This window comes from Acidobacteriota bacterium (genome assembly GCA_034211275.1).
Taxonomy (GTDB): domain Bacteria; phylum Acidobacteriota; class Thermoanaerobaculia; order Multivoradales; family JAHZIX01; genus JAGQSE01.
This window is the reverse complement of sequence record JAXHTF010000169.1, coordinates 1-14,983: the sequence shown is the minus strand read 5'-3', so window position 1 is coordinate 14,983 and position 14,983 is coordinate 1. Positions and strand designations below refer to the sequence as shown.

11 protein-coding genes are annotated in these 14,983 nt (G+C 66.8%); 7 read left to right on the top strand and 4 right to left on the bottom strand.

Going from position 1 to position 14,983, the window contains the following annotated elements:
• The 4 genes from SX243_19990 to SX243_19975 form a co-directional block, all read right to left on the bottom strand.
• Positions 1 to 1,686, bottom strand: a 1,686-nt coding sequence (locus tag SX243_19990; GenBank protein MDY7095265.1) for a peroxidase family protein, incomplete at its 3' end; no start/stop codon positions are given.
• Positions 1,687 to 1,807: 121 nt separating this feature from the next.
• On the bottom strand, positions 1,808 to 3,553 hold the full coding sequence (locus tag SX243_19985; GenBank protein MDY7095264.1) for a HAMP domain-containing sensor histidine kinase: 1,746 nt from the start codon (positions 3,551 to 3,553) through the stop codon (positions 1,808 to 1,810).
• 42 nt (positions 3,554 to 3,595) lie between these two features.
• Complete coding sequence (locus SX243_19980; protein MDY7095263.1) at positions 3,596 to 4,276, bottom strand: response regulator transcription factor; 681 nt, start codon at positions 4,274 to 4,276, stop codon at positions 3,596 to 3,598.
• Between the two features lie 164 nt (positions 4,277 to 4,440).
• On the bottom strand, positions 4,441 to 6,207 hold the full coding sequence (locus SX243_19975) for a peroxidase family protein (protein ID MDY7095262.1): 1,767 nt from the start codon (positions 6,205 to 6,207) through the stop codon (positions 4,441 to 4,443).
• A 460-nt stretch (positions 6,208 to 6,667) separates the two neighbouring features.
• Here SX243_19975 and miaA point away from each other — a divergent pair, with 460 nt between their 5' ends.
• The 7 genes from miaA (at position 6,668) to rsmD (ending at position 14,844) form a co-directional block, all read left to right on the top strand.
• On the top strand, positions 6,668 to 7,618 hold the full coding sequence (gene miaA / locus SX243_19970; protein MDY7095261.1) for a tRNA (adenosine(37)-N6)-dimethylallyltransferase MiaA: 951 nt from the start codon (positions 6,668 to 6,670) through the stop codon (positions 7,616 to 7,618).
• Positions 7,599 to 7,802, top strand: a complete 204-nt coding sequence (gene hfq / locus SX243_19965; protein MDY7095260.1) for an RNA chaperone Hfq — start codon at positions 7,599 to 7,601, stop codon at positions 7,800 to 7,802. Before miaA ends, hfq begins: the two co-directional genes overlap by 20 nt.
• Positions 7,803 to 7,830: 28 nt before the next feature.
• The gene (locus SX243_19960; protein ID MDY7095259.1) at positions 7,831 to 9,198 is read left to right on the top strand and encodes a hypothetical protein; all 1,368 of its coding nucleotides are present in this window, start codon (positions 7,831 to 7,833) and stop codon (positions 9,196 to 9,198) included.
• The gene (locus tag SX243_19955; GenBank protein ID MDY7095258.1) at positions 9,195 to 9,773 is read left to right on the top strand and encodes a CDP-alcohol phosphatidyltransferase family protein; all 579 of its coding nucleotides are present in this window, start codon (positions 9,195 to 9,197) and stop codon (positions 9,771 to 9,773) included. Before SX243_19960 ends, SX243_19955 begins: the two co-directional genes overlap by 4 nt.
• A gap of 152 nt (positions 9,774 to 9,925) precedes the next feature.
• Positions 9,926 to 13,387 carry a DNA polymerase III subunit alpha gene (gene dnaE / locus SX243_19950; GenBank protein ID MDY7095257.1) on the top strand — a complete coding sequence of 1,154 codons (3,462 nt, stop codon included), beginning with the start codon at positions 9,926 to 9,928 and terminating at the stop codon, positions 13,385 to 13,387.
• Positions 13,388 to 13,408: 21 nt separating this feature from the next.
• Entirely contained in the window at positions 13,409 to 14,287 is an 879-nt protein-coding gene (locus SX243_19945) for a hypothetical protein (GenBank protein MDY7095256.1), read from the top strand.
• The gene (gene rsmD, locus SX243_19940; protein ID MDY7095255.1) at positions 14,287 to 14,844 is read left to right on the top strand and encodes a 16S rRNA (guanine(966)-N(2))-methyltransferase RsmD; all 558 of its coding nucleotides are present in this window, start codon (positions 14,287 to 14,289) and stop codon (positions 14,842 to 14,844) included. Before SX243_19945 ends, rsmD begins: the two co-directional genes overlap by 1 nt.
• Positions 14,845 to 14,983 lie beyond the last annotated feature (139 nt).

The window sequence follows — 14,983 nt, the reverse complement described above, 5'->3', positions numbered from 1 at the left end:
CTCGCGGTCGGAGAGGGCTCGCTCGTACCAGAAGCGGTCGCCGTCCCGCAGGGCGGTGAATTGATCGATGAGGATCACCGAGAAGGTCTCCCCAAGCATCGCCCCGGGGAGAGGATCCTCCGCCAAGCCGCCGACCCATAGATCCACCTGGCCGACATTGTCATAGGTCGCCCGCAGCCGCTGGCGCAGCTCGGGATTCGTGGTGATGTCTGCGAAGCCGCGGGCGGGAGGCAGCCCGAGGGCACGACGGGCGCGATTGTAGGAGGGAAGCCCGTGGTCGCGGCCGCGCTGGATGTTGAGGGAGACGAGGTCGAAGCCGCCGGAGCCCGGCGGACCGAAGAGGAAATTGCGCAGGTCGTCTACCACCAGGGGATCCGCTGCCTGGCAAATCTGCGCCGCCAGACCCCGCAGGATGGGCTCGATGCCACCCTCGTCGGCGAGGCGGTGGGGAGCGAAGAAGGCGTCCCGCAGGGGCAAGTGGCCGGCGCTGATCTCCTCACCCCGGCGGTCGAGGCGCAGGATGGTGGTGCTCAGGGTGCTGTGGCCGAAGCGGTAGGCGGCGGTGGCGAAGGCGTTGGAAATGCTGGCGTCGAGATCCGGCTGGTAGCCCTCGTACGGGGGCAAGGCTCCGGGGCCCAGGAGCACCGGCAAGAATTCGTTGTAGGTCACCGACTGCAGCAGCGCGCCGACGGTGCGGCGGGCCCGCTGGTAGATTTGGTCGCCGCTGAGTTCCGGATCGCGACGGGCGATCTGCCGCGCCAGCCGGTTGTGCTCGCGGACGAAGAGGGTGTGCATGGCGGTGAGGGCCAGCTGCTCGTTGGCTCGCACGTCGCCGGCCAGGAAGAGCCCGGCGCCGGGGCCGCCGGCGTTGGGTAGGCCGTCCTCGTTGAAGGGTAGAAGGTTGCCATCGCTGGTGCGCAACCGGCCGGTGCCGTCGAGGGTGCGCAATGCCTGCGCCCGCTCCTCGTCAGAGCCGTAGACGTTGGAAGCGTCGACCCAGGCGGTGATCTCGTTGACCTGTTGTCGCGGATTGCCTTCCCCGAGACCGCTCTCCGGATCGTAGAGGGAGCGGTTCACCGACAGCGTGACCTCGCCGGTGCCCTGGGGATCGAAGTAGGGATCTCCGACCGGGATGGCAATATCCGCCGGCTCCGGCGGGTCGACGCCGTCGGTGAGGTCCAGATCGTGATCGAGAAATTGCCCCCACTGCCACAGATAGTCGGTGACTCCCAGGCGATTGGGCCGCTCGGTGGTCTGGGCGGAGACCAGGTTGCTGACGGTTCGGGGGCCCGGACGCTGCTGGCCCGCCAGGGAGGAGATTCCGTCTTCATAGGCCACCGGCAGAATCCGCAGCAGAGGAGTGCCGGTGGAGCCCATGGTGGGAGCTTGAGAGTTGTTGCCGCTGCCGTCGATGGTGCGCAAGCCCGCTGACGCCGGCGGTCGCGGGCCGTTGGCCTCCGGCGGATCTCCCTGGCGTCGGATGTCGAGGACCGGAGACACGGGGTCGGCGGGGCGGTGGGGATCCCGTTGGGTGGCCGCGTCGGTGCTTTGGACGTCTCCATCGTCCACGGCCTGGCCGAGGGCCGGGACCACCGTGCAGACCGAGAGCGTCAGGCACAGCTGACAGGTCAGGAATAGGGCCGGTAGCCAGGACCGGCGAAGCAAAAGAATCAAGCGTGCGGACATGGGCGCCTCCTCTGGAACGTTGGCTCTCGAACGGCCGAGATCGCGTGTCCCGGCCCGACGACACCCACGCTAGGAGGAAGATTGGGTAGAAATTGGGTAGAGGGTGGGGAAGTGTTGGCTGCTAGGGGCGGGAAAGAGCCGGGAGACGAATCAGGAAGCGGATGCCCCGGGGCTCTCGCGCTAGGGCCTGCACCCTGCCCCCGTGACGGCTCACCACCTCTTGGACGATGGCCAGGCCGAGGCCGGTGCCGCGGCTGCCGCGGACTTCCTGAGAGCGGTAGAAGCGGTCGAAGATGCGAGGGAGCTCGCCCGGCGGGATGCCCGGGCCGTCGTCCGCCACCTCCAGGCAAGGACCCCGTTGCCCCGTAGCGGGGCTCAGGGAAACTTCCACCGTCCCCGGAGCGGGGACGTAGCGCAGGGCGTTGGTGAGTAGATTCTCCAACACCTGTTCCAGCCGCCGTCCATCCGCCAACACCGGTACCTCGGCGGTGTCGCCGCGCCAGCGTAGCGTCAGACCGGCTTTGCGGAAGCGGTCCTCGTAGCGCTGTAGCGTGTGGCGGCAGAGCATTCCCCAATCCAGGACCTCCCGCTCCAGGGCACCGGTGCCGGCCTCCAGGCGGGTGAGCTCGAAGAGGTCCTGGATCAACAGGTCCATGCGCTCGGCCTCCGCCAGCACATAGCGCAGGAAAGTCTCCCGCTCCTCAGTGTCGGTGGGCACTTCCGGATCGAGGAGCGTCTCGGTGTAGCCGCGGATGGAGGTCAGCGGCGTGGCCAGCTCGTGGGAAATATCCGCCAGCAGCCGCCGCCGCTGGCTGTCCACCGCCTCGAGCCGCTCCCGCGCCTGGGCCAGAGCTTCGGTCATGCGGTTGAGGCGGCTTCCCAGCCGCCCGATCTCGTCGTCCCCCAGGTCGTCTACGCGAGCCGTGAGGTCTCCGGCGGCGACCCGTGACGCCAGGTGCTCGAGGCGGCGCAGGCGGCGCAGGAGGAGTCGGAAGATGATCAGCCCGGCGCTGCCGGCGAAGAGGATGGCTACCGGCGCGAAGAGCAGGAGCGAGCTATGGGCCGGCAGAGGCCAGAGCCCCCGGCGCCGATGGAGCAGCACCGCCACCACCTCGCCACCGGTGCTCAGCGGCTGGCGGCGGAGGATTCGTACTGCGCCGGCAGAGTCGCTGGCCTCCACCTCGTCCACCGGCGGAGTGGGGTCGAAACCTTCCGCGGCCCCGGGGCGGCCCGGTTGTCGAGGAGGCCGAGGCGGTGATCCTTCGGCTCTTCCCGCACCTCTTCCCTCACCTCTTCCTTCTCTGGGACGGGGGGGCCGGCGGCGCGGTCGGAACCCGTCGGCTTGGCGGTCGCGAGGCGGACCTGCTTCCTCCGGCGGACCTGCTTCCTCCAGCGGCCTGGCTTCTTCCGGTGGCCGGTTTGGGGCGTCTGGACCTTGGGATTCCTCCTGCCGTCGCCGGGGCGGGCCTTCGCCGGGCTGGGGGAGCAGGCGGCCGTCGAAGAGAGCCTCGACCTGTCGCCGCAGCCCCCTGGGCGGCGGACGATCGGAGATCAGCTCGCCGGTGGGCAGATGGTAGACCAGCAAGAGGGGCAGATCTTGGGGCAAGAGCTCGTGGAGCAAGCGCTGCACCCGGGGGACCTGGGGCGGTCCCGGGTTCCTCTCCGCCAGCTCCGTGAGCCGCCGCACCGCCTCCGGCACCGCCAGCTCCGCCCGGTCCGCCGCCCGCTGCTCCTCCAGCGTCGCCACCAGCGCCACGGACGACCAGGCCTGGACCCCGGCGGCGGCCAGCAACACCAGCAGGAAGGAGCCGGCGAGGGTCCAATAGAGGCTTGGAGAGCGCCAGCGGGATCGTTTCGATGGGTTCATGAGAGGGCTTTCAGGAAGCGTTGATCACGAGGACGACCCTCACTAGGACGATTCCGGGAAGCGGTAGCCGGCACCCCACACGGTTTGCACGTAGCGCGGCTGGGAAGGCTCCGGCTCCAGCTTGCGGCGCAGCCGGCTCACCAGGCTGTCGATGGAGCGATCGTCCACCACCCGCCCCGAGCCCCATACCTGGTCCATCAGCGCTTCGCGGCTGAACACCCGGCCGGGGCGGGCGGCGAGGAAGTGCAGGAGATCGAATTCCAGGCTGGTGAGCTCCACCTCGCCTCCGCTCAGCAGCACCTTGCGGCGCGCCGGGTCGATGCGCAGGTCCCCGTGCTCGAGCTCCCGCTCCTGGGCGCCACCGGTGCGCCGCAGCAGCGCCCGGGCCCGGGCCACCAGCTCGCGGGTACTGAAGGGTTTGGTGAGGTAGTCGTCGGCACCGAGCTCGAAGCCCAGGACTTTGTCGCTTTCACTGGAGCGGGCGGTGAGCAGGAGCACCGGCACGTCCCCCTGACGGCGCAGGGCCCGCATCACCTCCAAGCCGTCCAGGCCCGGCAGCAGCAGGTCGAGGATCACCAGGTCCGGGCAGAGCCCTTCCGCGGCCAGCAGAGCCTCGTCGCCACGGTGCACCTGCTGGCAGTGGAAGCCGGCGGCGCTGAGGTTCTTGGCCACCAGCTCGGCGATGGGTCGATCGTCCTCGACGATCAGAATCTTGGTCGGCATCGGCAAGGCACCTCGAAAGTGCAGGAAGTTTCAGGGAATGGCGCCAAGGCGATTGTAGCGGCCGGATTTGGCAGAGATGTGGTAGCCGGGCGGGAAATCGGACCGGGCCGCCGAAGAGGAGGCGGCCCGGTCCGGTGAGGAGACTGGGACGGGACGGTCGAGGCTCAGGGAAGGAGGAAGATGTCGTCCTGAATCTCGTCGCCAATGGGGGTGTTGCGGCGGATGATGTCGGAGAGTCGGGTGCTCTCTACCTCCGCCAGCTCCTGCGGCGAGAGGATGCGCTGATACCAGAACCGGTCCGCGTCCCGCAGGGCGGTGAATTGGTCGACCAGCACCAGGGTGAAGACCTCGCCGAGCATCGATCCCGGCACCGCATCCTCCGCCAGGCCACCGACCCACAGGTCCACCTGCTCCACGTCACCGTAGGCCTGCAGGATGCGCTGGCTCATCATGGGGTCGGACGTGATGTCGCTGAAACCCGCCGCCGGCGGCAGTCCCAGCCCCCGGCGAGTGTCATTGTAGGACGGCAGCCCGTGATCTCGACCGCGTTGGATGTTGAGGGCGGTGAGGTCGAAGCCGCCGGAGCCCGGCGCGCCGAACAGGAAGTTGCGCAAATCGTCCACCACCATAGGGTCCGGCACCTGGCAGGCCTGGGAGGCGAGGCCCCGAAGAATCGGCTCGATGCCGCCTTCGTCGGCGATGCGATGGGGGGCGAAGAAGGCGTCCCGCAGCGGCAGATGCCCTTCCTGGATTTCCTCTCCCTGAGCGTCCAGGCGCCGGATCACCGGGCTCAGGGCGCTATGGCCGAAGCGGTAGGCGGCGGTGGCGAAGAGGTTGGAAATGCGGGCGTCCAGGTCCGGACGATAGCCGGAGTAGGGCGGCAGGGCGTCGGGGCCCAGGAGCAGGGGCAGGAATTCGTTGTAGGTCACCGCCTGCATCAGCGCTCCCACCATGCGGCGGGCCCGCTGGTAGATCTCCTCACCGTCGAGGCTCGGCTCCGCCAGAGCGATCTCCTGGGCCAGGCGGTTGTGCTCGCGGACGAAGAGGGTGTGCATGGCGGTCAGTCCCGCCTGCTCGTTGGCCCGCACGTCGCCGGCGAGGAAGAGCTCCGGCCCGTCGCCGCCGGCGTTGGGCATCCCCAGGGTATTGAACGGGAGCAGGTTGCCGCTGCTGGTGAGCAGGCGGCCGGTGCCGTCGAGGGTGCGCAGAGCTGCGGCGCGGAACTCGTCGGAGCCGTAGACGTTGGAAGCGTCGATCCAGGCGGTGATCTCATTGAGCTGCTGGCGCGGATTGTCGACGCCGGTACCGGTGGTCAGGTCATAGACCGAGCGGTTCAGAGACATGGTGGCGGTGCCGGTGAACTCGGGGTCGAAGAAAGGGTCCCCCATGGGGATGACGATGTTCGCCGCCTCCGGCGGATCGTTGCCTTCCGTGAGGTCCATGTCGTGATCCAAGAACTGTCCCCACTGCCAGAGATAGTCGGTGATGCCCCCGTCGTTGGTGAAGGAAGAGGGCTGAGCCGTCACCAGATTGCTGATGGCCCGGGCGCTGGGGCGATCGGGACCGGCGAGGGACGAGATTCCGTCGCCATAGTCGGACGGGAGCAAGCGCAGCAAGGTGGTGTAGGTGGCGCCGGTCTCCGAGTCCAGCAGATTGTTGCCGGTGCCGTCGAGAGATCGGTACGGGGCAGCCTCCGCCAGCCGCTGACGGTCGATCTCGAGGCGTCCCTGCCGGACGCGGGGCGACAGAACGCTGGGCGCCGCGGTGCTGATCCGAGCTTCCGCACGCACGGTGTCGCCACCGGCCGTAGCCTGCGCCGGTGGCTGGGCCGGCTGGGCGTTGATGGACATGGAGAAGCCGAGGAGGAGGCCCAGAGCCACGGCCAGGGCTCCAAGAGGGGAAGGATTGGGGCGGACAATGAGACGCAACATGGAAACGCTCTCCTGGCGGGAGTGGTTGAGATCCCTCGCTGGAAGCCGATTTCGAGCGGCGCCCAAGCTCCGGAGGCTGCAGACGGTGGCCGTGGTCAGGGGGGCGGCCTGAGCAGCTCGAAGAGCCTCCGGAGCGGACATCGTCGGCAGCTCCCGCCTAGCCGACTCCTCCCGCTGGAACCTCTTCGCACCTTCTTCGCTCAGACTGCAGCCTGATCCCGCCCGAGCAAGCCGGGGGAAAGGTATAAAGATCTTGTGGGCATCGCGGGCTGACTGGCCCGACGATAAGAACCCACACACTATATCGTGGAAGAAGTGGCGAAAAACCGGACAGGGTTTGATCTTTTAGCCAAATCCAGAGTAATAGGAGCCTGCTGAGAAAGTCGCGACGAGCTCGGCTCGGCACCAAATCCAGACTCTTCGTCCGTTCGGCCGCGGCAACGGGTACACTGGTGCTGCGATGCCCCCCATCTTCGCCATCGTAGGTCCCACCGCCACCGGCAAGAGCGACCTCGCCATGCGTCTGGCTCGAGAGCTGGATGGCGAGATCATCAATGCCGACGCGCTCCAGGTCTATCGGGGATTCGACCTTGGCACCGCCAAGCCGAGTCCCGAAGAACAGGCCGAGATTCCCCATCACCTCATCGACATCCTGGATCCCCGGGAGCGCTATTCGGCGGGAGAATTCGCCCGCCGGGCGCGCCTGGCCCTGGAGCAGATCGAGGCCCGGGGGAGGGCGGCGTTGGTGGTGGGGGGCAGCGGCCTCTACATCCGAGCTCTCTTCGAGGGCATCAGCCCCATCCCTCCAGGAGATCCGAAGATCCGCCGCCGGCTGCGCCAGCGTCTGGATGAGGAGGGGCTGGAGGTTCTCCAAGGAGAGCTCTCGGAAGTCGACCCGGTGACCGCCGGAAAGATCAACGACGGGGATGCCCAACGGGTGTTGCGGGGCTTGGAGGTGGCATTGGCCACCGGGCGGCCGCTATCCTCCTGGGTCGCCTCCAGACCCTTCGGCAGTGAGCCCCTGCCGGCGGTCAAGGTTGGTTTGACGCTTCCGCGGGAGGTTTTGTACGATCAAATCGAGAGGCGGGCTCGAAAGATGGTCGCCGAAGGCTGGTTGGACGAGATTCAGCGGATTCTCGCGGCCGGCGTTCCGGTGGACGCTCCCGCCTTTCAAGCCATTGGCTATCGGCAATTGCTGCGGCATGTCGGTGGCGAGTGGTCGTTGGAACAGGCGCTCAGCGCCACGATCCAGGCGACGCGGCGCTTCGCCAAGCGGCAAATGACGTGGTTCCGCAAAGAACCCGGCATCCGCTGGCTGCCCGCGCAGGATCTCACCTTTAGTTGTTCCCAATTGCTTTCAGTTCATCTCGTGAGAGATCTGGGAGGGTCCAATGGCGAAGCACAACATTAATATCCAAGATGGCTATCTATTTCAGAATCTCAAGGAGGGCCAAACCCTCCAAGTGGATCTGATCACCGGACGCGACATGGTGGGGCGCCTCAAGCGCTTCGACCGGTTTGCCATCGTCCTCGAGACCGAAGGCAAGGAGAGTCTGGTGTACAAACATGCCATCGCCACCATCACCGTCGCCTGACCGCGGTCGCCCCACGATGCGCTGCGGCGTGGCCGTCGCGGTTCTGACGGCCGCACTTCTTCTCAGCTCGGGAGCCTGCTCCAGCGGCGGTAGCCGTCCCACCACCCCCGACCAGACCTCGGAACGGGGGAGTCGGTTGGTGGTGGAGGAGACCGACCGGCAATTCCTCGTCGACCCCTTGTGGGGATACCCCCTGGTGGTCGCTCCGGAGGAGGCGGATGCTCTGCGCCGCGCTCATCGAGAGCTGGTGCGCGGATTCCCCAAGCCCGCCGAGGATGTGGCCCGGGAGCAGCTAGCCCGCAATCCGGGATTCCATCCGGCGGAGATCCTGCGGGGACAGGTGCGTTTCCTCGAACAGGATTTCGAAGCCGCAGTGGAAGTGACGGAGCCGGTGCTCGCCGAGCTGCCGGAGTACTCCGCGGCGCTGCTGCTCAAAGCCCGCGCCTCCGAGCGTCTGGACGATGTGGTGGAGGCCTTCCGTGCCTATCGCCAGGTGGCGGTGGCCGACGCTACGTCGGACCGGTCGCTGGTGGCTATCGAGCGCAGCGATCTGCTCCTGGATCGGGTGTTGGAGGTGCTCTACCGGCGCACCATGGATGCCCTCGACCGGGGGCGCCTGGACGTGGCGGAGGAGCTGGTGTCGGATCTGCGCATCTGGGCACCGGAGCACCCCATGCCGCTGGCGGCGGAGGCGGAGCTGGCGAAGGCGCTGGACGACCCCCAGGCGGAGCTGGCAGCGGTACGCCGGCTGATCCAGTTCTATCCGGAGGATCGGCCCTGGCTCGAGCGCCAGGCGGATCTCGAGGTTCGGGTGGGCAAACCGAGAGTGGGGATCCAGATCCTGCGCACCCTCTCCGAGCACTTCCCCGGTGACCAGCAGCTCCAGGAGCGCCTGGAGACGGCCAAGTTCCGCTGGCGCTTCAGCCTGCAGCCGGAGGAGGTGCAGCAGCGGGCGCTGAGCCCGGAGCTCACCCGGGCCGATTTCGCCACCATGCTCTATTGGCTGGTGCCGGGGGTGCGCTACGGCCGCGCCGACAGCGGCCGCATCGCCGCCGACATCCTCGATCATCCGGATCGGGAGGCCATCGCCCGGGTGGTCAACCTGGGACTGATGAGCATCGACGAATCCCTGCACCGCTTCGATCCGGATCGCCAGGTGATGCGGGTGGAGGTGATGTCCGGGCTGCTGTGGGCCATGGAGCGCCAGCAGGACCTGCCGGCCTGTCTGGGTACGGGGCTGAGTAGCCGGCCCGCCTGGAAGACGGTCTGCACTCTGGCGGCGCGCTGCCAGATCATCGACAGCGAGGCGGATTGTCTGCCCCAGGCGCCGGCGGAAGGGCGGGAGAGCCTGGAGATGATTCGCCGCGCCCAGCGTTTGATGGTGGGAGGCCGTTGACCCTCACGCTGCCCAATCTCCTCTCGATGCTCCGCATGGGGCTGGTGCCATTGTTCATCATCGCGGTGATGAACGGCCATCCGGGCCAGGCTTTGGTGCTGATGATCGTCGCCGGCATCACGGACTTCCTGGACGGCGTCATGGCGCGCCGGCTGGAGCAACAAACCCTCCTCGGAAGCTATCTCGATCCCATCGCCGACAAGCTCCTGCTGACCTCTGCCTACGTGGTGCTGGCGGTGCCCGGCATCCACCCCGGGGTGACCATCCCGGTGTGGGTGACGGTGTTGGTGCTGGCGCGGGATATCAGCATCTTGGGCATCGCCCTGGTGCTCTCCTTGACGGTGGGCAAGCGCCGCTTTCCGCCCACCTGGTTGAGCAAGGTGAATACGGCGGTGCAGGTGGCGGCGGTGCTGCTGGTGCTGGTCTCCGGGCTGTGGTCGCTGGCCGCTACGGCGGCATTGATCGCGGTGCATCTGGCGGGCTTGTCGACGGTGCTCTCCGGTCTCCAATACGGTCATCGGGTGGCACGCTGGCAGTCTCCGCCGGCGGACGGCGCGGCTCCCGATACCCACTGACGGCGCGCCCCGGGAATCGCCCCTGGCTCGTCCTCCAGCAACGCCCTCCAGAGGCCTTCTCTAGAACCTCTCCCGAGGCCTCGGGAACCCTCCTCGCAGACCCGGGGTGATGGTAGGCTGACGCCGAACCGCAACCGCTTCGGAAGGCTTCCATGACCCAATTCGTCCATCTCCATCTGCACAGCCAATACAGCCTGTTGGACGGCGCCAACCGCATCAACGACGTCATGGACGCGGCGGTGGAGGCGAATATGCCGGCGGTGGCCCTCACCGACCACGGCAATATGTTCGGCGCCATCGAGTTCTACAACCGCGCCCATGCCAAGGGCGTCAAGCCGATCATCGGTATCGAGGCCTACACCACGCCTCACGGCCGTCATGACCGCACTCCGGGAAAGGGCTCGAGCAACCACCTGGTGCTGCTGGCGAAGAACGAGACGGGCTATAAGAACCTTCTGCGCCTGACCTCGGCTTCCTATCTCGAAGGCTTCTACTACAAACCGCGCATGGACCACGAGCTGCTGCGCCAGCACAGCGACGGCATCATCGCTCTGTCCGCCTGCCTCAAGGGCGAGGTCAACGAAGGACTGCGTCTGCGCGGCAAGGACGCGGCGGAGGACGCGGCGCGGGAGCTGATGGACATCTTCGGGCAGGAGAACTTCTATCTCGAGCTGCAGAATCACGGTATTCAGGAGCAGGTAGAGGCCAACGAATTCCTCCGCGGGCTGTCCCGCAAGCTCGGCGTCGAGATGGTGGTGAGCAACGACTGCCACTACCTCCGCCAATCCGACTCCAAGGCCCACGACGCCCTGCTGTGCATCGGCACGCAGAAGAACGTCTCCGACCCGGACCGGCTGCGCTACGCCTCCGACCAGTTCTACATGAAGACCGCGGCGGAGATGCTCGACCTCTTTCCCGGCGATCATCGGGCCATCGAGAACACGGTGGCGGTGGCGGAGCGCTGCAATCTGGTCATTCCCACCGGCACCTTCCACCTGCCGGAGTTCCCGGTGCCCGAGGGCTACACCCTCGATTCCTATTTCGAGAAGGTGGCCCGGGACGGCCTCGATTTCCGGCTCGGCCAGCTGCGGCGGCGCAACGCCCAGGTGCTGGAGAAGTTCTCCGTCGAGCTCTACATGGAGCGGTTGGAGAGGGAGATCGGCATCATCAAGAAGATGGGATTCCCGGGCTACTTCCTGGTGGTCTGGGACTTCATGCGCTATTCCCGGGAGAACGGCATCCCGGTGGGCCCGGGCCGTGGCTCCGCTGCCGGTTCGCTGGTGTCCTATGCCCTGCGCATCACCGACATCGACCCGCTGCAATACGACTTGCTCTTCGAGCGTTTCTTGAACCCCGACCGCATCAGCATGCCGGATATCGACATCGATTTCTGCATGCGCCGTCGCGGCGAGGTCATCAACTACGTCTCGGACACCTACGGCAAGGACCGGGTAGCCCAGATCATCACCTTCGGAACCCTCGCCGCCAAGGCCGCCATCCGCGACGTCGGCCGCGTTCTCGGCCTGCCCTACGCGAAGGTCGACCAGGTGGCCAAGATGGTGCCGGACATGACCCGGTCGCTGGCCCAGGCGGCGAAGGACGAGCCCCTCAAGACCGAGGTGCGCAAGGATCCCCAGGTCGCCCAGATCGTCGAGATCGGCAGCCGCCTCGAAGGCCTCACCCGCCACGCCTCCATGCACGCCGCCGGGGTGGTGATCACGCCGCGCCCGACGGAGGAGCTGGTGCCCCTCTACCGGGTGAAGAAAAACGGCGTCGAGACCATCATGACCCAGTGGGACAAGGACGTGGTGGAGGACCTCGGCCTGCTGAAGATGGACTTCCTCGGTCTGCGCACCCTGACGGTGATCGACGACGCGGTGAAGATCCTCCAGCAGCAGGGCATCGAGATCGACCTCGAGCGCCTGCCCTTGGACGACGACGAGACCTACCAACTCTTCTGCGAGGGCCGCACCAGCGGCGTGTTCCAATTCGAGTCGTCGGGGATGAAGGACCTCTTGCGTCGCGCCCGCCCGTCGAAATTCGAGGATCTGGCAGCCTTCAACGCCCTCTACCGCCCCGGCGCCCTCAGCGTCGGCATGGTGGAGGAGTACATCCAGCGCAAGCTGGGCAAGAAGAAGGTCGTCTACATGCTGCCGGAGACCCAGCCGATCCTCGAGGAGACCTACGGCGTCATCGTCTACCAGGAGCAGGTGATGCTCATCGCGGTGGAGGTGGCGGGCTTCACCATGGCCGAGGCGGACGTGTTGCGCAAGGCCATGGGCAAGAAGAAGGTCGACGTGATGGCCAAGATGAAGGCCAAATTCGTCTCCGGCGCCGAGGAGCGGGGCACCTCTGGCAAGCGCGCCGCGGAGCTCTGGGAGTACATCGAGCCCTTCGCCGGCTACGGCTTCAACAAGAGCCACAGTGTCGCCTACGCCCTGCTGGCGTACCAGACCGCCTATCTCAAAGCCCATCATCCGGTGGCGTTCATGGCGGCGATGCTCAACTCCGAGATGGGCACCACGGAGAACGTGGCCAAATACATCGCCGAATGCCGAGAGATGGGCATCGGCATGCTGCCGCCGGACATCAACCGCAGCCATTGGGATTTCACCGTCGAAGGCGGCGACGTGCGCTTCGGCCTGGGGGCCATCCGCGGTATCGGTGAAGGGGCGGTGAACGCCATGCTCGAAGCCCGGCGGGACGTGGGGGAGTTTCGGGGGCTGGCCCACTTCGCCCAAGAGGTAGATCTCAAGGCCCTCAACCACAAGGTCTTCGAATGCCTGATCAAATCCGGCTGCTTCGACGGCGTGGAGCCCAACCGGCGGGCTTTGTGGGAGGCCCTGGACCGAGTCCTCGACTACGCTCTCAGCCAGCAGCGGGAGAAGGAGGCCGGGCAAACCAACCTTTTCGGTGCCGCGGTGGATCTCTCACCGTCACCGGATCCGAATCTGACTCCGTGGTCGGATCGGGAGCGGCTGAGCTACGAGAAGGAGACCCTGGGCATCTATCTCACCGGGAATCCTCTCACCGAGTACATGTCCCAGCTGGAGCGCCGGCGGGTGCAGGAGATCGCCAGCGTCAAGGAGAACGGTGCCGACGGTTCGGTGAAGCTGGGAGGCCTGGTGACCCGCTTCCGCCGCGTCAAGATCAAGAGCGGCCCCAACGAAGGGCGGCTCATGGGCCGCTTTATCCTCGAGGATTTGACCGGCACGCTGCCGGTGGCGGTCTTCGCCAATCAGCTCTCCCAATTCGGCCACCTGCTGGCAGACGAGGCGGTGGTGGTGGTCCAGGGCTCGGTGCGGGAACGGGGCAGCGACTATGAGATGAGCGTGGAGGAGATCCAGGCCATCGAGAACCCGCGGGACAAGATCCTCGGCCTGGAGCTGACGGTGCCCTCGGATCTCGGTCCGGTGGAACTGATGCAGGTGCGGGACCTGCTCATCGAGCATCCCGGCGAGGTGCCGGTGCACCTGCACCTGAAACTCCCGGATCAGACGGTGCACATCCGCCCGCGGACGGATTTGGCGGTGGCAGTGGGGCCGGATCTGGTCTCTTCGCTGGAAGGTCTGCTGGGCTCGGGGACGGTGCGTCAACAGCGGCCGGAGGTGTAGGTCCACCGTGGACGTTGTCCGATGAGATTTTGGGTTCTGACGCTCCTGCTGCTCGTCGGAGCATGGGCCTGGACCGAGCCGGCCCTGGCGCAGAAGTCCAAAGACGACGAAGAAGCTCCTGCCCCGGAGCTCGACTTCGGCAACTCGATTCCCGAGGATCTGGCGGCGGAGGAGCTGCTCAATCCGGGCATTCCGGTATCCGATGGGGAGGACGACACGAGCACGGCCCGCCAGGGCTCACGCACCCGGGAGCTCGCCCGCCTGGATTGCACCAGCGACATCGGCCGCGAGGAGATCACCCTCTTCGCCAACGGCACAGTACGGCTGCGGGAAGCCTCCGTCCGCCAGGAGACCTTCGCCACCAGCGACCTGGGCGCCTCCTTCGAGGCCCCGGGAGAGACCACCCGCATGTTCCTGGGGGAGCTGACGCCGGAGCAGCTGGCCACCTACGTGACCCGCATGGGCCGCATCGATTTGTCGGAAACGGACGCGCGCTACGGCGGCGTCGTGGGGGGAGAGTGGGTGGATCGGTGCCGGCTGGATCTGGCGCTGCCGGACCACCCGCAGCGCAGCATCACTTTCGGACGTTTCGATTCGCTGAGCCTGGCGCTGTCGCGGGTGGTCTCGGTGGTGGAGGAGCTACCTCGCCACGTACACCGGGAGGAGGGCATCCAGCGGGGCATTCCGACGGATTATGAGCCGGAGATCGGCGATGTTCTGCGGCGCCAGGACGGCAACCTATTCGAGGTCGTGCTCTTCACCACCGACGGCTTGGGGGTCGAGCTCCAAGGGTTGGGGCAGCCGGTGTCGATGATCGTCAGTTTCGAGGATCTGCGGCGGGAGTTCGAGCGCCTGGTGAGCTCGGAATCGGATTCGGATCCGGGCTGGGAGTCCTATTGATGGCGGCATCGGGGGTGCGGGTGAGTGGCGGCGCCCACCGCGGCCGGCGGTTGGAAGTCCCCGCTTCGGCAAGGCCCACTTCCGGGCGCCTGCGGGAGGCGCTGCTGTCGATTTGGGGCGAGGAGTTGCCGGGGAGCCGTTTCCTGGATCTTTTCGCCGGCAGTGGCGTCATGGGATTGGAGGCGGCGGGACGGGGAGCGTTGTCGGTGTTGGCGGTGGAGGGCAATCCTCGGGCTCTCAAGGTGTTGGAGCGGAATCGCTCCAGTCTGGGGGAGGCCATCGATTTGCGACGGTTGAAGCTGCCGGAGGGCTTGGAACGCTTGCTCCAGGAGGAGGCCGGCCCCTTCGATTTGATCTTCGCGGATCCGCCCTACGCCTACACCGCTCACGAGAAGCTCCTCACCGCCGTCTCCCCTCTCCTGGCCCGCCACGGGGAGTTCGCTCTAGAACATTCCTCCCGCCACCCCGCCCCCGACCAAGCCGCCGACCTGATCCGCGTCGACACCCGCCGCTACGGCGAATCCTGCCTCAGCCGCTACCGCCACGGGCCTTCCTGACTGGTCTTTACCAGAACGGCCCCTTCAACCCGAGTCGCCGAGAAAGCGACTCCACTCCCGATCTCATCCTCTCCAGAGCTCCGTTCACCCCGAATGGTGTGAGTGGGCTGCGGGATTCGAGGATGGGCGCAGACGCCCA